This is a genomic window from Bradyrhizobium sp. CCGUVB14, from assembly GCF_024199935.1.
Taxonomy (GTDB): Bacteria; Pseudomonadota; Alphaproteobacteria; order Rhizobiales; family Xanthobacteraceae; genus Bradyrhizobium.
The window spans coordinates 1,926,730-1,948,126 of the sequence record NZ_JANADS010000001.1 but is presented as its reverse complement, the minus strand read 5'-3'; the positions used below and the strand labels follow the sequence as shown (position 1 = coordinate 1,948,126).

The window sequence follows — 21,397 nt, the reverse complement described above, 5'->3', positions numbered from 1 at the left end:
TCTCGCCGCGAATCAGGAGCGAAGATGACGAAGAGGAGTCGCCGGACGCATTCTCCGGCATTCAAGGCGAAGGTGGCTTTGGCGGCCGTGAAGGGGGAGAAGACGTTGGCCGAACTGGCGCAACTGTTTGATGTCCATCCGAACCAGATCACGACCTGGAAGAACCAGCTCCTGGAAGGCGCCGCCGGCGTGTTTGGGCAGGACAAGGGACCGGCCGAGGCGCCGGTCGATTTGAAGGCGTTGCATGCCAAAATCGGCGAGTTGGCGTTGGAGAACGATTTTTTGTCCGGCGCGCTCACCAAGGCGGGCCTGCTGAGCGCAAAGCGATGATCGACCGCGACCATGATCTGCCTGTCGTGCGCCAGGCAAAGGTCCTGAACCTTGCCCGCAGCACGGTCTACTATGAGCCTCGGCCGGTTTCGGCCGAGGACCTTGCCTTGATGCGCCGGCTCGATGAGTTGCACCTCGATTATCCCTTCGCAGGGGCGCGCATGCTGCGATCGCTGTTGCGGCGTGAGGGCGTGCAGATTGGCCGCCGCCACGTCGCGACGCTGATGAAGCGCATGGGGATCGAGGCGATCTATCGCCGTCCGAACACCAGCAAGCCGGCACCGGGCCACAAGATCTACCCGTACCTGTTGCGCGGATTGAAGATCGAACGGGCCGACCAGGCGTGGTCGATGGACATCACCTACATTCCGATGCGGCGTGGCTTCGTCTACCTCGCGGCGGTCGTTGATGTGTTCAGCCGACGGGTCCTGGCCCATCGCGTATCGATCACGATGGAGGCAGCTGCGTCGAAGCGCTCCAGGAGGCGTTGACGAAGCACGGCAGGCCCGAGATCTTCAACACGGATCAGGGCAGCCAGTTCACGAGCGTCGACTTCACCAGCGTGCTGATGGACGCCAAGATCGCTATCAGCATGGATGGCAAGGGCGCCTGGCGTGACAACGTGTTCGTCGAGCGGCTCTGGCGCACGATCAAATACGAGGAAGTCTATCTGCGCGCCTACGACAGCGTGTCCGAGGCGCGAGCGTCGATTTCCAAATATCTGGCGTTCTACAATCAGGGACGCCCGCACTCGAGCCTTGACGAACGCACGCCCGACGAGGCTTACTTCGGCGTGCAAGCGATGGTGATGGCCGCATGATCGTCGCCCGCGATTTTGTCGTCGCTCTGGTCGGGCTACGCCCTCCCGACGCAACGACAAAATCGCAAAGCCCCGCAGTCAGTGTAAACCGGCAGGAATCCACTTAATTTCCGCGGGGCGCTGTCCAAACAACCGGGGCCAGCTCTCCACTCCGAACGCCTCGCTCACCAGCATCGCAAGCGAGTCCATGCCGCGACGGAAATCGACCGGCTGCGTTGCGATCCAGACCGACAACCCGGGTCGCAGCCCGATCATCGGACAACTGTCCTGACCGCCGCCAGCACCTCGCACAGCGCCCGCCGGTCGACCGTTCCTCTGACACGGATGCGAACCGCGCCGACCTCGATCTCGATTGCCGCCCGCTCCTCGCGCGACGGCAATTCGCCCCCGCAGCCGGCGATCGCGACCGGCACAAAGCCAGCTGGCATGCCTCCGTCCCCGCGCTCCGCGACCTGCGCCCGCGTGGCCTGGCGACGCCAGAGAAACAACAAGCTCGAACTGATGTCGTGTCGCCGCGCCACCGCGGACACGCTTGCACCCGGCGCAAAACTCTCCGCGACAATCGCCGCCTTCGCATCGGCCGACCAGCGCCGACGCCGGCCCGTCCCGGTGATGATCTCGACACGCTGCAGCGTGTCGGCACCGTGTTCGAGCATAGGCGTATGCTTATCCTTATCGCTATTCTTACGACTATCCTTCGACATTGTGACCTCGCGACAAACCATTCCGCGAGATCTTTCTAGCCGACCAGATCAGCCCTCAAAGCGTGGTCGCTGCATGACGCTCACGCTACGTCGCCGCTCCGCCATCGAGCCCATCATCGGACACATGAAAGCCGAAGGTCACCTCGGCCGCTGCTACCTCAAAGGCCGCGCCGGAGACGCCGCCAAGGTCATCCTCTCAGCCGAGGGCCACAACTTCCGCCGCGTCCTCGCCTGGCTCACAGAACTCTTGGCCATGTTCCTGAGATTGATATTGCGAACGCTCAAAAGCCCAACCCAGATCAATTCGGCTTCTTAACGAACAACTTATCCCTTGTCTTCAATTGCCAAGATCAGGACGTCCTGCTCGCCCCAGGGTTCAGAAGTTTTCTCCGAGCATCTCACGCGGGGCCGGGACGTGAAGCATGGCATCGGCCAACTCCACACGACCATGCCGCCATATCGTAGGCCTTTTATAGAGGTCGCGTCGCTCACGCCGAATTCGTGGAACCTCAACCGCCGAAAGCCTTGCCGAGTGCTTCTTGCCCCGCTTCTTATCCCGGAAATAGGCAAACCTCAGCGCGAGGACAATCGAGCGGAGCATGTCAGCCTCGCTGAAGCGCAACAAGCGTAACACTACACCGAGCGAGAGAAGCAGGGTATTAGAAATCGTCCACTGCCGCCAGAGCACGGCATTCAGCCAAGCGTGACAGCGGCCATTGTCATGCGGCACAGGTCTGTAATGTCGTAGAGCGGGAGTTTCGTAAGGCGGCGAATCGACGCCGAGATCGATGGAAACGCGGCACATTCAAACAAAATCAGAGCAATGTCCGGCTCAGAGTCCCGCAATCGCTGGATGCAAGCAGCAACATCCTCTTCGATCGAGTGAACATCAACCGGGGGCGGAGGGGACTTCAGCTCATCGTGCCAAAACTTGCCACCTTCAATGCCACCGACTACAATTCTGCGACGGTCGTCTTCGTGCTCGAGATCGAACAAATCTTCGCTGCAATGCGTAGAGTCGTATGTTAGAATAGCAATCTTAGCTTGCTGCGGAAGTTGTCGCAGCAATAGAGGCAGTAGAAGCAAGCTTGATGTTACGACAGGCACGGAAACCGCCCGCGATAATGCTTTTTGATGTCTGACCGCGAAGCCACAGGTGGTTGCAATAACTACTGCGCCTCTCGCAACCAATCTGTTGGCCGCAGCTATGAAGGCCGGCTCTAAGCCGATATCCCCTTTAACTACCCGCTCAACACCCGCTCCCACTACGACTTCGGAGATCGTGGGAAATTCAAAGGTTGATGCGTGGAGGATCGAACCATCCGGAGGGTCCGCCGCAACTGTACCGGCCGGCAGGAAACGGTCGAGGCGAAGAATTCCTAGCGATTTCGTAGTAGCGCTCGTCATGCAACTATATCCTGATCTTTCCATCATTATCGGATCATCTTTGCTAGTTCTGGGCGACTATGCGACCTCAGAGAAGAGAACATGTGCAGAATTGCTGCTCGCGACGACAGCAGCTCGCGCAGGAACTACCCTGGAAGCCCGTACAGCTTGACCGGGTTTTCGACCAGGATACGGCGCTGGATTACTTCGTCCTCGGTCCAATGTTGCAGGAGATCGAGCGTGGCTTCTGTGCGCGGCATCAGTTTGGAATCGGAAATTGCGACATGAGGCCAATCACTGGCCCACACTAGCCGGTCCGGCGCTGCGGCGATTAGTTGTCGAGCGAGTGGCGCTATCGCATCCCATGGGGGCTCGGTCAGCCGGTACGCTCCTGACAATTTCACGAAGGCTCCGGCATCAACCAGTCGTCGAAGGGCACGGAAACCAGTTCCTTCGATCCCTTCTGCTGGATCACAGCCGCCAAAATGATCAAGCACCACCGTCACTGGAAGCGCTTTGAGCATCGGCTCGATCGTGGCCAGTGTTGCGCCATCAGTCGCGATCTGCAGATGCCAATTGAACGGAGCGATCCGCTCGGCGAGCGGGCGCACCGTTTCCAAGCCAACCCCGCCGGCAACTAGCGTCACGACGCGCACACCTCGTACGCCCGCCGCGTTGAGTGTATCCAACTCCTCGTCGGAAACCGTCGGCGTTACAACAGCTATGCCGCGCAGCCGATCAGGGTACGCGGTAAGCGCTTCGACAAGGGCGCGGTTGTCGATCCCATGCACGCTGATCTGCACCAATACACCATAGTCGATGCCAAGAGCATCTAGATGGCTAATGTAATCCTCGCGGCTCGCACTCGGCGGGTTATAGTTCCGTGGCGACACCCACGGATACTCCGGCGGAGTGCCAATGACGTGAGTGTGCGTATCCCATGCGCCTCGCGGAACACGAACACGTTGCGGCGCTCGCGGCTGGAAGGGGGCAAGGCACACTTGCGGAATGGAGGTGCCAACTCTCATGCGCGAAGGTCCACCACTGCTCCACCGATATTCTGAAGCAGGTTGCGTCGAACCTTCTGCGTTTCGGTTTTGGGAATGGCGTCGATGAACTCAACGTAGCGCGGCAGCATGTAAGGCGGAAAATGCTCTTTGAGGAATTGCCGTACGGCCGCCGGATCAAATGCTACTTCAGACGAAACAATGACTGCCTTAATTTCCTCGTCCATCACAGGATCCGGCACGCCAACGATGGCGCAATCCCTTACCCCTGGCATCGTCATAAGCTTAGTTTCTACCTCGATTGGCGAGACCATTTCTCCACCGCGGCGGATCAACTCCTTCAGCCGGCCGTGATAATAAAGATAGCCGTCTTCATCCATTGAGCCCAAATCCCCAGAGTGGAACCAGAGATTGCGTAAACTTTCAACGAACTTGTCCGCTTTGTTCCAATAGCCTTTCAAGATGACGTCGTTGGCGCGAGGACGAGCCACGATCTCGCCTCTTATCCCCGAAGGCACGGGATCGTCATTTTCATCAACGATACGAATCTCGATGTCGTCGCGTGGGAACCCAGTCGAACCGAAACGGGGCGCTTCGATGGTATTGGAAGATGTCCAGCCGCCAATCTCAGTCATCCCGTAACATTCGTGGACACGAATGCCGAATCGATCCTCGACCGCACGCCAAACTTCGCGTGGTGCGCCGCCGCCGAAGCAGAAGCGTAAGGAATGATCCCGTTGCTCGTCGGGGTACCGATTGACCAGCATAGCCAGAATAGTGCCGACATAGGTGCACCCGGTCGCCGAAAATGCCTTAGCGTCGGCAAAGAAAGTTGACACCGAAAAGCGTGGCCGCAAGATCATGCACGCGCCGGAGGTCAAAGCGCTCATCACGCCCATCATCTGGGGATTGACGTGGAACATAGGTAGCGAAACCATGATGCGGTCATCCCGCGTCAGTCGCAATAGGCTCGCGGCCTGCGCTCCGCTTGCTGCATAAGCGGCGTGGCTGTTCATCACGCCCTTGGGTAGTCCGGTAGTTCCGGACGTGTAAAGAATCGTCATCGTATCGCCGGGACGGATATGGACAGGTTCCGCAGGCGCAAAAGCTTCAAGCGACTTAATGAATGAACACTCGTTCGCCATGACGACGAGTGGGAGCTCCTGTTGCTCAGAGGTCAAATGATGATAGGCGTAGTCGACCCAGGCATGATCGGCAACAATCAGCTTCGCTGCCGATTGGGAGACGGTGTAACGTAACCCATCCGATAGAAGCTGATTATTCAGAGTCGCTGCAACGGCGCCAGTCATTACAATCCCGAACCAGGCGATCACGAACGCCGCGTGATTGCCCGCAAGGATCGCGACATGGTCGCCCGGCAGAATTCCATGATCTCGGAGCTGTGTCGAGAAACGACGAGCATAATCGCTGATTTCCGCAAAACTGTAGCTGCCGCCGTCCGTCAGCAAAAACTCGCGGTCACCGTGACATGCGAGAAGATCGACAATCGACCAGGGTGCCTCAGCCATTAGCATCCTCCGCTCGGATGATGTATTTAGCGATAGTATTCTTGAGTATTTCGGCGGAACCTCCGCCAATCTCATAGGTCTTAGCGTCGCGCAGATAGCGACCAAAGGGCGTGTTATCCGACGTACCCCATGCTCCGCAGATTTGCATTGCGGTCAGGCAGGTTTCGGTGGCCACCCGGCCCGCCTTTAGTTTGGCGACGCTCGAATAGCGATCGATGTCGTTGTCATCGTTGAGCGCCTGTGCCGCACGATAGACGAGCAGGCGCGACGCATCGATTTCGGTCAACATTTCCGCGAAATACCATTGGATCCCCTGCAAACTCAGTATCGTGTTGTCGAATGCGATACGTCTCCGCGCGCGCGCGAGCGCGCCGTCGAACGCTGAGCGAGCGATCCCAATACTAACCGCTGCGGCACAATTGCGCGAGTAATTGAGCGTGGTCGCGGCTTGGCGAACGCCTTTACCTTCAGTGCCGATCAGGTGATCGGCGGGGAGTCGCACGCCCTCCAAACGCATATTGACATGCGGCCCGTTGCGCATACCGAACGTCGAGCTATGCTCACCAACATACTTTTCGAGGCCCGGCAGAGGATAGGGGACTGCAAATGCGGAGACTCCGACCGGCGTCTCCGCGAGCATCACAAAAAATTCAGCCTTGTCGCCGGAGGTGATGAAGCTCTTTTCACCGGTAAGTATCCACTCGTCTCCTTCGCGTACCGCCTTCGTATCAAGGCGACGAATATCGCTACCGTGAGTAGTCTCCGTCAGTGAATAGGAACAGGCGAGGCCGTCCGCGATTTTTGGTATGTAATGATCTTTGAGGCTTTGACAGGCAAATAGCCGAATCATCGTCATCGCCTGGAAGATCGTAACCAGCGAGATGGCTGCCGCGCAGCTCGCATAGGCTACTTCCTCAAACAATGCGGCTGTCAGGCGAAAATCGCCTTTGCCTCCATACTCGATCGGCACAAGCGTACGTGTAAACCCCGCCTTCGCGAACTCGCGAACGACTTCGAGCGGATACACATCCTCTCGATCAATGCGATCAGCCTCGGGTGCGATACGCGTTCGAGCGAAATTCCGCACTCTCGCTATAAACTCCGGATCCGCGAGAGGTTGCCAGATTTTCTTTGAGGGGTCGTCTGGCGACTCCCCTCCTTGGTTGAACGGTCTTTTTGGTTCGCGCAATTGTGACCTCCTGGGCAACTAAACAATGCCCGCCTGCGCCTAGACTTCGTAAATAATTCTCGGCGCGTTGGTTAGAGTCTCGGCACCGCGCTCGGTTACACGAATGGTATCGCTGAGCACATATCCAAAATCATTATCGACCCAATTTCCGAGCATGAGATGAAAGGTCATGTTTTCCGTCAGCTCGGTCGTATCACCAACTTTCAGACTTGCCGTGGGCTCAAGCCACTCGATTCCAATCGGATACCCACAGCGGGAATCTTTATCTAAGCCATGACGCTTCATTTCATTCCGGAACGCTGAGGCGACATCGCTGCAAGTTGCGCCTGGCCGAGCAGCCTCGAGGGCGGCCGCGTGTCCCGCGATTTCAGCCTCATGCATTTGCCGCAACCGGTCGGAAGGCTTACCGATTGAAAACGTGCGCATAATTGCCGCAGCGTATGCATGGCGCATGCCGCCGCATTCGAGATTCACCTGCGATCCCGCACGGAGGACATCGTCGCTCCACGGAATGTGCGATGTGCCAGTCCGCGGAGACGAAACAAAGTATACCGGCGCCAGAAAAGTGCCAGCCTTGCCGTTCGCACCTCGAATAAGGGTCCGTACAATCTCGGCAACAGCGTCCGCTTCCCGAACTCCCGGCTTGATGACTTCCGCAGCGCGAGCTATCGCAGCATCGGAGATCGCCGCGGCTTCCCGCATCAGGGCAATTTCGAGATCAGATTTCACCAGACGAAGCCAATCCACCGCTTTAGAACAATCGACAAGGCGGGCGTTAGGAAGGCGCGACTGGAACTTCGCGACGGTGGGCATAGCTGCATAGGTCCTGCCCTGCGTAGACAGCGTGAGAGTTTCAAGACCAATCCCGTTCTTGTCGAGCCTGCGCTCAATAATGAAGTCGATTACGGCGTCGTAACCGTCCTTATCGCTATGCCCAATCAGGCTTTCGGAGTAGCCAATCACCCTATCCTTATCGAGGAATGTCTGATGATAACCCGCAACAGCGTCCTGCGAACGCGTAATGAATGTCGGTTGGTCCTCATTCATGCTAATAACAAGACCTTGCGGGACGTACGAGGAGCGCGCTGTGTATCCGGTAAGGTATGTAATATTCGCCGAGCTGCAGACGAAAAGAGTTTCGATATCTCGACGCTTCATCTCAGCCTTAACCAAATCAAGTCTGCGCGCGTACTCTGCTCGCGGGAACACTAGCGGCGCCCTTTCGATATTCATTTGATTGCTCCCTTTACGGTGATCTCGGATTGTAGCGCCACGTCCAATGCGCCTTACTAAGCCTACGGAAGTAGGAGCGCAGGCATTCACTGAATTTGACCGCATCGCGCATAAAAGCTGCGCGATTTCCGCTACTTGGTGCCATTACGGCTGGCGAGCCCCCGGCTAACGCCGGAAGACATCCCGGTGAACTCGATCTTCGGGAACGGGATCGGGAGGCTAGGCCACATGGCTAAACCGCTCTCGCCGGACCTTCGTCTTCGCGTTGTTCGGGCAGTGGAACAGAAGGGCATGAACTTGTTACCGCGGTAGACAGCGATCGAGCTGGTTAGTAGGCCGCGAAGCACTGGCTCCTGGTGGGGCCGGTGGAGACAGGCGTTCGACTCGGATCGAGAGGCACGCTGCAGAGATATTTCCCCTGGTCTACGCCTGAAATGTTACTGGCCGAGGTCGCCGATCATCTCTTAAAGTCCGCGGCGAGCATGTCGTACTGAGCTAGTCTGGCGGTTCTTCAATCACCGCAACATTACGCCGAAAAGCATTGCACGCAAGCGAGTAAGACCTGGCCGCCGAACATGCGGCGTGAGGGCGTCTCGGGCTGAGACCTTGCAGTTTTCACTCTACCAAGCGATTCTATGCACACTCCAACCGCGCTCAATTTTGCGCCGGAAAGTAGCTAGCATCTTTTTGGCTCTTTTGAACTTTGAGTGGGCTACGCGGCATGGGGGTTGATCGGAGTGAAGTCGAGTTTTCCGGCGATGAGGAAGAGGACGGTGCGCATCGTTGTGAAACGGGTGTAGCCGCGGGCCTTGCGTTTAGCCGCCTGGAATAGGCCGTTGAGGGCTTCGATGTAGCCGTTGGTCTGGCGGGTTTGCGTCCAGGCGACGATGCCGTCGAAGTGCTTGCGGATCATTCTGGCGACCTCCTTCATCGGCTCGACCCTGGAGCGCAGGACGTTGGTGCACCACTGTTTGAGCATGGCGGAGACGACGTTGATCTGCTTGCGATCGAGGATGTCGCGCAGATGCTCGCGATAGAGCCAGGCACGCGCCGTGCGTTTGGTCGCGGCCTGAGCAATCAAGGTGTCGAGATCGGCGCGACTTTCGTCCGACAGCCGGCCGCGGTCCTTGAGCAACGTCCAGCGCAGCCCTTTGAGGCTTGGATCTGTGCGCTGTTCGAGGCGCCGCATCTTGTCGACGGCAGTGGAAGCGTGGGCGACGACATGGAACTTGTCGAAGGTGATGCGGGCGTTGGGCAGATGATCTGCGACGCCCTTGATGAAGGCCGGCGACATGTCGATGCTGACCAAACGGACCTGCTCGGCGGTACCTTTGTGGGCGGCCAGATCGGCGGCGAAATCGGCCACCGTCTTGGCGTCCTTGCCCTCGGTGACGAACACTACCTTCCGCTCATCGGTGTCGGCGGTGATGGTCAGATAATTGTGGCCGCGCCGGCAGGACGTCTCGTCGATCGCCACGGCGGTCACTGCCGAAAGGTCCGCCTCGGCCAAGGCGAGATTGACATAGCGCGAGCAGATCGCGTGGACCCGATGCCAGGATTCGTCGACCAGCTTGGCGACGGCCGCAAAGGTCATCTGCTGGGCCATGGCCAGCACCAGCGCTTCGAACAGCAGGGTGAAGCCGGCGAGCTTGCCGAACCAAGCGGGCTCGGCCAGGACGACCTTCCCATCGGGCAGCTTCACCCGCGGCGTCCGAACCTCCAGGAAGCATTCGTGCTGGAAGAAGTTGAGATGTCGCAGCCGCTTGATCTGGGTGTCATGAACCGGGTGGACGCCCGCGACACCGGCGACCGCAAATCGCGTCCCGGCGACGAAATCGACAGTGATCGTCAGAACCTTCTTGGCAGCGTCGAAGTCGACGCCCCGAACGTACCACGGCTTGGTAATCCCAAGCGCCGATTCGAAGAGCTGATTTTGCACCGTCCCACACGCCTCCCAGAGCCCCACCTGCACCCAGCATCGCAAGGGGGCGGTCGGCCCTCAAGGACGCTTCGCGCCGCGGTGCGGTGGCCTGCGGCCATCCTTGACCGCCGAACGCCCCCTTGCACCGGGCAAGGCAGGTCGGGACGGAGGGATGGTCTCTCATCCCGTCGAACATAGGGATGAACGCGGCGCTCGTCGTCAAGCGGCCAAAGCCGTCACTGCACCCACTCGGTTTTCAAAAGAGGCATCTTTTTCGTATTGAGTGGCGCAGTGATTTCGACAGGCGGCACATTCTGCGCTCATGGAGATGACCGTTGAGAGCCCCCCGGGAAGGATCGGATCCAAATAGCAAGACAATGAGATTGCGCAAACTGGAAGCGCAAGTGTTTGGGAGCAGCTCGATCTGCAGCGTCGATTGCAAATCTCAGGCCACGCGAGCATCTGACATGCATTCGAGCGATTGAGGTAGCGACCGATACCCCGCTAGGATTTCGCACGATCCCATTGAGAATGGATTCGGTGAGGGATGTCCAGTGTTGTTGCTCTTGCTAGCGTTTGGAGCCCGGCGTCCGGCACGGTAAAAAACTGTTGGTTTTGGGGCGGCAGCCTTCGAACAGACGGCTTCCGTTTTCTTGCAGGGGACCTGCTTCGCTGGCCCCGATATCCTTGCGAAGGAAAGGCACGCCTTCCGCGCCCGCAATACTCTCAGCATCTTCGTTAAAACTCGATGACGACATTGACGCGAGGACTGAGCTCATCGTGTGCCTCGCGGGCTAGCGGCGTCACTCCAGGGGCAGCACTTCGCCCGTTCCCACGAGAGAGGCCAAACCGGTTGCATCGTGAGCGTTATATTCTCAATCTCATGACTTCCTTGCTTGATGACCGGATTCAGATCGATGGCTCGCATGATCTGTATTGAGAACCACAGCCTGACACACGTCCCGCCGTTTTTCGATGAGTTTGTCGGAATCGACCTTGAGGTCGCGCACCCCGGCTTTGTGTTTCCGCTGGAGGCGCTCAAGATCTGCTGCCCCGATATGACAACGAATGACGTGACCGGGTTCCGCTTCGGTCAGCGGTGGGTCTGATGTGTCGCAGATTGCACCGAGCTTGCGTGGGCATCGGTTTTGGAAGACGCAGCCAGGAGGCGGATTTGCCGCGGAAGGAATTTCCCCAGATAGCCGAATGCGGGAGTTCGAGTTGCCGTCGAGGTGGGGGACCGCGGAAAGGAGCGCCTCGGTGTAGGGATGGTTTGGTCCTTCGAATACGCGCTCCGATGGGCCCATTTCCATGATACGTCCGAGGTAGAGCACGGCGATTCGGTCGGAAAGATAGCGGACGACGCCAAGATCGTGAGAGATGAAGACATAGCTCACAGCGCGGGCCACTTGAAGCTCGGCGAGTAGATTCAGTATCGCAGCCTGAACCGAAACGTCGAGCGCTGAAGTAGGCTCGTCGCAGACCACGACGCGAGGATCGCCGGCGAAGCTTCGAGCTATGGCCACGCGCTGCTTGAGTCCGCCGGAAAGCTGGCGCGGGCGGAGCGCTAGGTGCCTAGGCGTCAAACGAACCGCGGCCACAAGCGCGTCTAGGCGGCCAGACAAGTCCGCGCCTCGAAAGCCGCCGAGCTTGTGCAACGCGCGGCCAATAATGCGGGTGACGGAATGGGAGCGGTTCAGCGCTGAGTCCGGGTTTTGGAAGACGATCTGCACCGCCTTTACCTGTTCATCCCGGCGCCGGTCGAGACTGGCGGCCAGGGGCTTACCGTCGAGTTCGATGATCCCTCCGGGATCGGGGCGCACCAGACCCAGGAGCATTCGGGCCAGCGTCGTCTTGCCGGAGCCGGACTCGCCGACCAGACCCAACGTGTCTCCCGGCAGCAGGCTTAACGAGACGTCGGTGACCGCGCGGATCGCTTGGCTCCCCTGCCCGTAAGTCTTCGAGAGATTGCCAACCCGGAGTACCGGCGCAGCCCTCGCCGGTGGCTTCGGTACCACCACATCGGCCGGGGTGCTGCGCGGAAGCTCAGCTGCCCGTTCCGGATAATGGCAACGCACGAGGCGGCCGGCGGCACCCCGCAGCTCCGGTATGTCCGTCCGGCAGCGACTATCGGCGAGCGCACAGCGGTCGGCGAAGGGGCAACCGGAAATCAGGGCGCCGGCCGTAGGCAGGAAACCCGGAATTGTATCGAGCCGTCCGTTATCCTTCCGCTGCCCGCCCCGCGGTAGGCACCGCAGGAGCGCCACCGTGTAGGGATGGCGTGGTGAACCCAATATCTCCCGGGTCGGCCCTTCCTCCACCAGCGTCCCCGCATAGAGGACGCCGACGCGGTCGCACATTTTCGCAACTACGCCGAGGTTGTGACTGATGAACAGTATCGATGCGCCAAGCTCACGACGGAGATCGGTGATGAGATCGAGGACCTCGGCCTCAACGGTGGCGTCAAGGCCGGTCGTGGGCTCGTCGAGGATAAGCATCGCCGGATCGCTCGCGAGCGCCATGGCGATCGCGAGCCGCTGCTGCATCCCGCCTGAGAGCTCATGAGGATAGCGCTGCATGACGGAGCCGGGATCGGCGATCCGCACTTTATTTAGCATCTCGAGCGCCCTGGCTTCCCGCTCGGCCGGCGGGACTCCGATCACCTCGAACACCTCGACAAGTTGCCGCCCCACCTTCATCGAAGGGTTTAGCGCTTTGCCGGGATCTTGATACACCATCGAGACTTTTCTTGCCCTCAGGTCGCTGAGCGCTTCTGGCCCGAGCCGCATCACATTCGCGCCGCTCAGCGTCACTGATCCAGCCGTGATCTTGCCGTTTCGCGGTAGGTAGCGCACGACCGTCAGTGCTACCGTGGACTTGCCGCAGCCGCTTTCGCCCACGAGCCCGTAGGCCTCGCCCGGCGCAATCTGAAGGCTGATCTCGCGCAGCACAGCGCGGTCCCGCCCGCCGGACCGGTAGGCAACGGAGAGGCGATCGAGGCACAAGGCGGGTTCAGTCATCGAGTGCCCCATGCAACCCGTCGGCCATTAGATTTACCCCGATCACGAGCGTGGCGATGGCGCTCGCGTCGAACAGCACCGTCCACCAATAGCCGCCGTTGATCATCGAGTAGTTCGTCGAGATTGATAGCCCCCAATCCGGCGAGGGGGGCTGCAGCCCGAATCCAATGAAGCTGAGCGTGGCGACTGCGAAGATTGCGTAACCGAGACGCACCGTGGATTCGACGAATATGGGTGGGAGTATGTTGGGCAGAATTTCGATGAACATGATATGGGCGGCATTCTCGTGGCGCAGTTTGGAGGCGGCGATGTAGTCGAGCTCTCGCTCCGCTAGGACCGCAGAGCGGACAGTTCGGGCCATGACGATACCGAACGACAGTCCTATCACGATGATTACCGTGATCTCGGAGGTGCCGAGCGCAACGATCGCGATGAGCGCGATAATGACGGATGGGATCGCCATCTTAGCTTCGATGAGTCGCGACACGACGTCATCGACGATGCCTCGGAAATATCCGGTGATAAGGCCGAGCACGGTGCCCACGACGGTCGCCAAGATCGTCGCCAGGGGCGCGACGGTGAGAATGTCGCGCGACCCGACAATGACGCGGGAAAAGATGTCGCGACCGAGCTGATCGGTACCGAACCAGTGTTCTGCCGAGGGTGGGCCGAGCGCATTCAGAATGTCCTCGGCTAGAGGGTCGTAGGGCACGAACTGGCGACCGAAGAGGGTGCAGGCCACCCAGAAGAGCACGATGCTCATGCCTGTCAGAAAGGGACTGGAGCGGGACAGAGCCGAGAAAATCTCCTGGCGACGGCTCTGATGTGCAGCGGCAGCAACGTCCGTCATTGGCCGCCTCCTATCCGGATGCGTGGGTTGAGGAGGGAGTAAACGAGATCGGCAAACAAAGTCGCCAAGGCATAGGTTATACCGATGACAAGCACGCTGGCCTCCAACATCGGGAAATCCTTGCCGTTGGCTGCATTAAAGATCAGCGACCCGATGCCCTGGTATCGAAACAACGTCTCCACCACCAAAAGACCGCCGATGAGGTATCCCGTTTGGGTGGCGATGACCGTGATCGTCGGTAGCAGCGCGTTCCTGAGAACGTGCCGCCAGATCACCCGAGGCCAGGGCAGGCCTTTCAGGACGGCGGTGCGCGTGTAGTCCGAGTCGAGCGCCTCAATCATGCCCGCCCTCGCCATGCGGGCAATATAGCCGAACAAGACGAGCACGAGCACGATCGCTGGCAAGATTAGATAATAGAGTTGGGTCAAGAACCCCGCGCCCTCCGGCCAAGCAGCGGAGATTGGCAGCCAGCGCAGCCAGATGCCGAAAGTCAGGATCAGCACGATCCCACTCACGAATTCCGGCAACGCCGAAGCCGACAGGCCACACAGGCTAATGATCCGGTCAAGCGGCCGATTTACGTTCAGCGCAGCCAGCGCCCCTCCGAGAATGCCAAGCGGCACGACGAGCAGGAAGGCCACCGCCGCAAGCTTCAGCGAATGGGCGAGCGCTTGGCTCACAAAGGGGGCCACAGGAGCGCGATAGGCGTAGGACTGGCCCATGTCGCCTTGAAGAAAATGCCAGATCCATTTCCCGTACTGTACGGGGAGCGGTCGATCGAGGCCAAGCTCGTGATTCAGGATATCTACCGCCTGCTGATCAGCGAAAGGGCCGAGGATCGTTCGGCCAACATTGCCCGGCAGAATCTGCCCGAGAAAGAACACGAGCAGGCTCAGCACGAATAGTGTTATCAACGCAAAGGCGATACGCCGGGCAAGGAAGTAGGTCATCGATCTCCAACTGAATGAGGTCGTGGAACGTGGCTGATCGGCGTTTACGCCTTTCCCGCACTCTGCAGGAACAGCTGAACCGCACCCGAAGGCTGAACGCCGACGACGCCCTTCCTGGTTGCGATCAGCCTGTCGTAAAAATAGCCGTAGAGCATCGGCGTTTCCTCTAAGAGCAGACGCTGAATTTTGCCGGCAGCATTGCGTTGGGCCTCAAGATCGAGCGTCGCGAAGTAACCCTTGACCAAGTTGTCGAATTCCCCGTTTGTGAAATGCGCTCCGTTCCAGACACCGTTGCTCAGCAGTTGCCCTGTAAAGTAGAAGTTCGGCACGGAACGGGCACCCATGTCGCCTATTTTGAATGCCGAATCGAGCCAGATCGATTTGCCGAATACCGCCTCGCCGTAGAAAGCGGTACGGTCCATGACGTTGAGCTTGACAGCGATGCCGACCTCTTTGACCCAGCTCTGGATAAGCTGGGCATAGGCAGAAATTTCCAGATATTGCGGGGCGTCAAGTGTAATCTCGAAGCCATTTTCCTTCCCCGCGGCTCTCAACAGCTCTTTGGCCTTGCGGATGTCTTGCTTGCGCTGCGGCACCGTCTGATCGGTCGAAAGATAGAATGGCGCGAAAGGGCTATCATTGCCGACTAGGGCGCGCCCCTTTAACAAGCCCGTAACCAGTTTTTCACGATCTAGACAAAGCGCCACGGCCTCGCGGACTCGCGGATCGTTGAATGGCTCCCTGTCGCAGCGCATGTAGACCGGCTGATGGGAAGAGGATCTGATACTAACGATGTCGATGGCCGGGTCGTTTAGCAATCCCACACCAGCAAGCGCGGGAAGCGCACTGATGACGTCGACCTGCCCGGCCTGCAGCGCAAGAATCTGCGGCTGGATATCGGCGAAAAAGGTGAATTCTGTCCTCGCCGGGAGCGCCTTCGGCCCCCAATAATCGTCATTGCGCTTGAAGCTGGCGCCGACGTCCCGGGTGAAATTCTCGATCTTGAAAGGGCCCGTACCGTCCCAAGTTCGCTCGAATTCCCCCGAATAGTTCGCCGGCAGGATGTGGGAGTTGTAATTTTCGGTAGATACCAAGTAAGGAAAGTTGCCATTTGGACTGTCGAGATGGAATTCGACGGTATAGTCGTCCACCTTTCGGGCGCCGCCCTTTTGCAGAATGCCTTTGAAGACAGTGAGCGCGCTCGACCCGGTCTTCGGATCAACTAGCCGGTCAAAGGTAGCGACCACATCATCGGCCTTCATCTGGCCGCCAGAATGGAACTTAACGCCCTGGCGCAACGTGAAGGTCCAAACGGAGCCATCCTGATTGGGCTTCCAACTCGTCGCAAGGGAAGGCTGCAGAACCAAATCCGGTCCTACGACACAGAGGCAGTCGCCAACCTGCTGCGCCACGATGACGGCGCCAGGGCTGCTTCTCCTGACAGGGTCTATGTCGGACGCCGGCTTGGGACACGCTACACGTATGGTCGAACCTGGCTGGACGGCAGCCCGGGCCATTGAGGGCGTCGCTGCTTCGAAACCAGCCGCGAGCCCAAGCTGACCAAGAAATGGCAGCGAAAGCCCCAGCAAACTGCCATGTCGCAAGAAGTCGCGACGACTGACGCGACCATCCACGTATCCATCGGCCAAATGGTTCTCGAGAGGCGTAAGGTTAGATCGCAGAACGTCGAGCAAGGTCGCACTTCGTCTCATTTGGCTCTCCCATCCCTGTCATCATTTCACCGCCGGTTGCTCACCGACGTTGAGCGCACCTCAAAAGCAGACTCTGCTAATTATCGGAATAAGCAACCTTAGCTGGTCCACCAGGCCCATTTCATCGCGAGTCGAGCTGCCAATCTGCGGCGCGATGAAAAGAGAGTGTGTCCAGTCGCATCGCAATCTACGTATTCGTCCGTAGGACGGGATGCCTCGAGAATTGACCATAGCTTGTTGATGTCACTAGTCCGCCTCATCCGGTCGCCAACTCCAGCGCCGCCAATTCACGCTCTCGTCGAATTACGCAAGTCGACCTGCCCCCCTCCCTACGGCAAATACGGATTGCATATTCGCGAAATTCAAAGTGAGATGAACTCCAGGACGCTTTCCCGCACCCGCCGTGCGCCAACACGAATTCGCTTGGCCCCTCGCCTCGCCCCTCAATAATTGAGCAAAATATAACGCTGCCACGGCATCGGTTTTGTGCGATTTTTCAGCAGCAATGCATCCTTCTAGCCTTTTTAGTCTCTATCGCGCAGGAAAACACCGAAGTCCGCCTAGCGATTGTGACATTTGCGAGCTACTTCCGTGGACGAAAGTGCTGCCACCTTACAGCCCTCCCCGAATCCGATCGAGAAGGACTTTGCCAAGCTTAACCCGCTCGTGCGTGTCGCCGCTGACATGATCTCCGCGCACACGCATTCGGCGGTGCTATAGAAGCGCTCCGGCCGGTACGGCGTCGGATTGATCGAGGCGTCTCGCCACTCATCATCTCAACAAGCAAGCGGCCCGTCGCGGGAGCGAGCGTCAAACCGTGGTGACCGTGGCTAAAGGTCATCCAGAGCCGCGCGGGTGCGAAGCCTGAAGATCAAGCGCTTTTAAGCACCAAGATCCATATGGCCGTTCGGGGTTGGGATGTCCCGAGCGGTTCACGCTGACCGCAGGTCCGTGCGCCAGGCAATCGCTGCCAAGGGCGGGCTCGCCAGCATCCCCAACAACGTATTAGGCGCCTCGAATACCGGCTCGACAAGCATCTCTATGCCCGGCGCCGTCTCGTCGAATGCTGCTCGTCGAAGCTCAAGCAATTCTGCCGCGTCGCAACCCGCTTCGAAAAGATTGCTCGAAATTATCGGGCGATCGTGATTCTCTGGCTGCGGTAAGTGTCTACACCACCTAGAGATCGCGAAGGCTACCTCAACGGACGGCCTGCGCACTCCGGCGAAATGCGCAGGGCGTTCGACTGATTCGACGCATATTCGCAGAATTTACGCGTTCGGTAGGTGTACGATTTGCAAGATCGTAGATCGTTTCGAGTTTATGCGAGAACGATTTATCCCACCACTGGGGCAAACTGTGGGAAGGCATTGTCAGCTTTGTTTGCAACGGCTGGCGCAGAGGAAGCGTGCGCCAAAAACCTGGGCCTTAAACCCATTCTCTGTTCAAGAGAGGCGCTGCCTGCCGACATTCGCGCGCCTTATATGCTAACGGCCGGAGGAGAGGAATGAAAAAGGAATTGCATTTCGAGCGGGCGGAGTTCGCCTCACGACTTGAGGCGGTCAAAAAGGAAATGTCCAAGAGAGGCATCGATTACCTGTTGCTGTCCGAGCCCGCTAACCACAACTACCTCACCGGATACAACGCTTATTCGTTTTATACCCCCCAAATGGTCTTAGTCGGTCTGCATCTTCCCGAGCCGATCTGGATGGGGCGATTCATGGATCGGATTTCGGCCGTCATGACGACATATCTGGCCGACGAAAACATCCGAGCATATCCCGACACTTACGTACAGTCGACACTCTCGGCCTATGATTTCTTTGCGGACGTAGTAAAAGAAGTCGATGGCGAGAAGGGTCGGATAGGCGTCGAAATGGGCGGCTACTACTATCCTGCGAAAGCTCACGCCGACCTGTCCCGAGCTCTGCCGGAGGCGACGTTTATTGATGCTGACGTCCTGGTGAACTGGGTTCGGATCGTTAAGAGCCCGGCGGAAATTGCCATTATGCGAGAAGCGGGTCTGATCGCTGACGCGACGATGCAGAAGACCATCGAAATGATAGAGCCGGGCGTCCGCGAATGTGACATTGCGGCGACGGTCTATCACGCTCAGATGACCGGTACGGCTAAGTTCGGCGGTAGCTATGCATGTACGCCTCCTAATCTATGTGTCGGGGAGCGGCAGATTGCTCCCCATGCTGCCTGGACTGATGATCCACTGCCGGACACCACCTTCGTCAATCTCGAACTGTTCGGGAACCGACATCGCTATCAGGTCGTTCTTAGCCGCTCCATTGCGGTAGGAAAGGTGGCTCCGGCATACCATGATCTCGCGAAGTCCGTAGTTGAAGCACTGAACGCTGGTCTGGACGCCGTTCGGCCGGGGCAGACCGCCTCAGACGTTGAGGCTGCGTTCCGTCGAACTCTTGCCCGCCACGGTTTTGAGAAGGAAGCGCGGCTCGGCTACTCCATCGGCGTTGGCTTCCCTCCGGCTGTCGGCGAGAGAACCGTAAGCCTGCGAAAGGGAGATCATACGGTCCTCAAGACTGGCATGGTCTTTCACATGATGCCTGGCCTCTGGCTAGACAATGTCGGCATTACCATTACTCAGTCGTTTGCCGTCACGGAGCATGGACATGAGGCTCTTACTGCCACGCCACGGCAGCTCTTCGTGAAATAAAGTACTGACACCCGTCGGCGTGCGGCTTCGACTCCGGGCCGACTATTCCACAGATGCTTAGCGCGGTCGGGCGATGCTCGATGTCGTTCCTGGCGCAAGCATACTCGAAGTCATACGCCGAAAGAGCTTTGGCATCGACGTCGTTCAAACGGCAGGTAGTGATCATCGTCAGCATGACGGCGCAACGTTCAGCGCCGCGCTCGCTGCCCGCAAAGGTCCAGTTGCGCCTGCCCACAGCCACGCCGCGCAGCGCTCTTTCTGCGGCATTGTTCGTCAGGCAGATTCTACCGTCGTCGAGGAAGCGCGCGAAGTCGTCCCAGCGGTTGAGCATGTAGTTCATTGGCTTCAGGACCTCGGAAGAGCGCGAGAGGGTTTCGCGCTCGCGCAGCAGCCAGGCGTGCAGTTCGTCGAACAACGGCTTGCTCTTTTCCTGGCGCACGGCACGCCGCTCCGCGGCGGTCTTGCCGTTGATCCCACGTTCGATCTCGAACAAGGCGTCGAGCCGTTTGACCGCCTCCAGCGCGATCGGGGAGATCGGCTTGCCCTTTCCGCCGTTCCGGACATTCATCTCGATGTCGGCCAGCTCGAAGAACCCCCTGCGGGCATGGGCCATGCAGAAGGCGGGCGTGAGCGGTCGGTCCTTCCGCCGCTCGTCGAACAACGGATTGAGACCGCTGTAACAGTCAGCCTGAAGGATGCCCTGGTACCCGACCAGGTGTTTCTGGGGATGTTCACCCCGTCGGTCGCTCGAGGCGTAATAGACCGCAGCTGGCGGAGCTGTGCCCGCGAAGGGCTTGTCATCCCGAACATAAACCCAGATGCGCCCAGTTGTGCACTTGCCCTTCGCCAGGATGCGGATGGTGGTGTCGTCACCGTGAAGACGCTCGGCCGCGAAGGCATGCTTCTCGATCAGCTCGAAGATCGGAGCCAGGGCGAAGGTCCCGTGGCCGACCTGGTCGGCCAGCGTGGACCGGCATGTCGATGCCCTCGCATTTGAACCGGGAGCTCTGGCGGTTGAGCGGGATGTGCATGCCGAACTTGTCGAACAGGATTGTCGCCAGCAACTGCGGACCGATGAAGCCGCGCGGCGTGGCATGGAACGGCGCCGGTGTCTGGCTGACCTGCCCGCAATCGCGGCAAGTGAACTTCTCGCGGACCGTCTCGATCAACTTGAACCGGCGCGGGATCTCCTCCAGCGTCCTGTTTGCATCCTCGCCCAGCTTCGACAGCCGCGACCCGCCGCAACAGTGGCAGGCCGTCGGAGGATCGATGACGATGCGCTCGCGCTCGATGTCGTCCGGCCAAGGCTTGCGCACCGGCCGCTTGCGCGTGAAGGCGCGTACGCTCTGCGTCTTCGCCGCTGCAGCGGCCGCGGCGAGCTCGTCCTCGGTCGCCGACATAACAACATCTTCAAGCTGCAGTTCCAGCTGGTCGATCAGTCGCGCCCCGCGCTCGGAGCGCTGCCCATAAAGCTCGCGTTTCAGCTTCTCGATGCGCAGCTCAAGATGTGCAATCAGCGCTTCGTTGCCGGACAGCTTTGCCAGCGCGTTGGCTGCTTCGGCCTGCGCACTCGCAGCCTTCGTCTCGGCTTGCTGACGCGCTTCTCGTTCGACTCGAAGAACCTCGCGCTCAACCCGCAACGCCGCCAGGGCGCTCGCAAGGTCAGAGGGAAGATCGTCCGCTTTCGATGTCACGAAGCCATCGAATCAGATCAGCGCAAATATGCAATCGCAAAATGCTATCCGACACGCGTCGGGCGCCATGTTTCTTGCGGATGACGCCAATCTATTCCGGACAGAAGATAACTCAGCTGCGCCGGCGATATTGGAACGGCGCCACCATCAACGGTAGGCCAGATGAACTTCCCACGTTCCAATCTTTTTGTAAAAAGGCATGCGCCCTGGCCATCGTGCCAGATGCACTTCAAAAGCGAACCACTGCGACCGCGGAAGACGAAGAGATTGCCCTCCATCGGGCTCATTCGGAGCACCTCCTGTACCCGCAACGCAAGAGACGGGCATCCACACCGCATGTCGGTATAGCCCGTCGCTAGCCACACACGCACG

At 59.0% G+C, this 21,397-nt stretch carries 13 protein-coding genes and 5 pseudogenes; 4 read left to right on the top strand and 14 right to left on the bottom strand.

Annotated features, from left to right (window positions below; all coding sequences use genetic code 11):
* Positions 1 to 24 precede the first annotated feature (24 nt).
* Positions 25 to 1,150: pseudogene (locus NLM32_RS09060) on the top strand (IS3 family transposase).
* Between the two features lie 251 nt (positions 1,151 to 1,401).
* On the opposite strand, the gene NLM32_RS45765 reads toward NLM32_RS09060, so the two are convergent.
* Positions 1,402 to 1,806, bottom strand: coding sequence for a transposase (locus tag NLM32_RS45765; RefSeq protein WP_375143541.1), 405 nt, complete (start codon positions 1,804 to 1,806; stop codon positions 1,402 to 1,404).
* Positions 1,807 to 1,939: 133 nt separating this feature from the next.
* Between NLM32_RS45765 and NLM32_RS09050 the strand changes: the two are divergent.
* A pseudogene (locus NLM32_RS09050) lies at positions 1,940 to 2,170 on the top strand (IS5/IS1182 family transposase); the annotation flags it as partial.
* A gap of 377 nt (positions 2,171 to 2,547) precedes the next feature.
* Here the strand turns inward: NLM32_RS09050 and NLM32_RS09045 are convergent.
* The 11 genes and pseudogenes from NLM32_RS09045 to NLM32_RS08995 all read right to left on the bottom strand — a co-directional run.
* A complete protein-coding gene (locus tag NLM32_RS09045; protein WP_254128735.1) occupies positions 2,548 to 3,261 on the bottom strand; it encodes a hypothetical protein in 714 nt (237 codons plus the stop codon).
* A gap of 125 nt (positions 3,262 to 3,386) precedes the next feature.
* Positions 3,387 to 4,268 (bottom strand): amidohydrolase, encoded by an 882-nt coding sequence (locus NLM32_RS09040; protein WP_256568229.1) that lies wholly within the window; start codon positions 4,266 to 4,268, stop codon positions 3,387 to 3,389.
* Positions 4,265 to 5,776 (bottom strand): class I adenylate-forming enzyme family protein, encoded by a 1,512-nt coding sequence (locus tag NLM32_RS09035; RefSeq protein WP_254128733.1) that lies wholly within the window; start codon positions 5,774 to 5,776, stop codon positions 4,265 to 4,267. The genes NLM32_RS09040 and NLM32_RS09035 overlap by 4 nt, the downstream gene beginning before the upstream one ends.
* Complete coding sequence (locus tag NLM32_RS09030) at positions 5,769 to 6,863, bottom strand: acyl-CoA dehydrogenase family protein (RefSeq protein WP_254135261.1); 1,095 nt, start codon at positions 6,861 to 6,863, stop codon at positions 5,769 to 5,771. Before NLM32_RS09030 ends, NLM32_RS09035 begins: the two co-directional genes overlap by 8 nt.
* 141 nt (positions 6,864 to 7,004) lie before the next feature.
* The gene (locus NLM32_RS09025) at positions 7,005 to 8,198 is read right to left on the bottom strand and encodes a Xaa-Pro peptidase family protein (RefSeq protein WP_254128732.1); all 1,194 of its coding nucleotides are present in this window, start codon (positions 8,196 to 8,198) and stop codon (positions 7,005 to 7,007) included.
* 712 nt (positions 8,199 to 8,910) lie between these two features.
* A complete protein-coding gene (locus NLM32_RS09020; RefSeq protein WP_254127840.1) occupies positions 8,911 to 10,137 on the bottom strand; it encodes an ISL3 family transposase in 1,227 nt (408 codons plus the stop codon).
* An 863-nt stretch (positions 10,138 to 11,000) separates the two neighbouring features.
* Positions 11,001 to 13,139, bottom strand: coding sequence for an ABC transporter ATP-binding protein (locus NLM32_RS09015; protein WP_254128731.1), 2,139 nt, complete (start codon positions 13,137 to 13,139; stop codon positions 11,001 to 11,003).
* On the bottom strand, positions 13,132 to 13,989 hold the full coding sequence (locus tag NLM32_RS09010; protein ID WP_254128730.1) for an ABC transporter permease: 858 nt from the start codon (positions 13,987 to 13,989) through the stop codon (positions 13,132 to 13,134). The genes NLM32_RS09015 and NLM32_RS09010 overlap by 8 nt, the downstream gene beginning before the upstream one ends.
* A complete protein-coding gene (locus NLM32_RS09005) occupies positions 13,986 to 14,939 on the bottom strand; it encodes an ABC transporter permease (RefSeq protein WP_254128729.1) in 954 nt (317 codons plus the stop codon). Before NLM32_RS09005 ends, NLM32_RS09010 begins: the two co-directional genes overlap by 4 nt.
* Positions 14,940 to 14,983: 44 nt before the next feature.
* Positions 14,984 to 16,651: an ABC transporter substrate-binding protein gene (locus NLM32_RS09000; protein ID WP_254128728.1), complete on the bottom strand. Its 1,668-nt coding sequence runs from the start codon at positions 16,649 to 16,651 to the stop codon at positions 14,984 to 14,986.
* Positions 16,652 to 17,370: 719 nt separating this feature from the next.
* Positions 17,371 to 17,498: pseudogene (locus NLM32_RS08995) on the bottom strand (amino acid dehydrogenase); the annotation flags it as partial.
* On the opposite strand from NLM32_RS08995, the pseudogene NLM32_RS08990 reads away from it, so the two are divergent.
* A pseudogene (locus NLM32_RS08990) lies at positions 17,482 to 17,814 on the top strand (IS5/IS1182 family transposase); the annotation flags it as partial. The pseudogenes NLM32_RS08995 and NLM32_RS08990 sit on opposite strands and share 17 nt — an antisense overlap.
* A 341-nt stretch (positions 17,815 to 18,155) precedes the next feature.
* A complete protein-coding gene (locus NLM32_RS08985) occupies positions 18,156 to 19,331 on the top strand; it encodes a Xaa-Pro peptidase family protein (protein ID WP_254128727.1) in 1,176 nt (391 codons plus the stop codon).
* 124 nt (positions 19,332 to 19,455) lie between these two features.
* Here the strand turns inward: NLM32_RS08985 and NLM32_RS08980 are convergent.
* Together NLM32_RS08980 and tnpB are read right to left on the bottom strand one after the other, a co-directional pair.
* Positions 19,456 to 21,025: pseudogene (locus NLM32_RS08980) on the bottom strand (IS66 family transposase); the annotation flags it as partial.
* 44 nt (positions 21,026 to 21,069) lie between these two features.
* Positions 21,070 to 21,390: an IS66 family insertion sequence element accessory protein TnpB gene (tnpB, locus tag NLM32_RS08975; RefSeq protein ID WP_375143634.1), complete on the bottom strand. Its 321-nt coding sequence runs from the start codon at positions 21,388 to 21,390 to the stop codon at positions 21,070 to 21,072.
* Positions 21,391 to 21,397 lie beyond the last annotated feature (7 nt).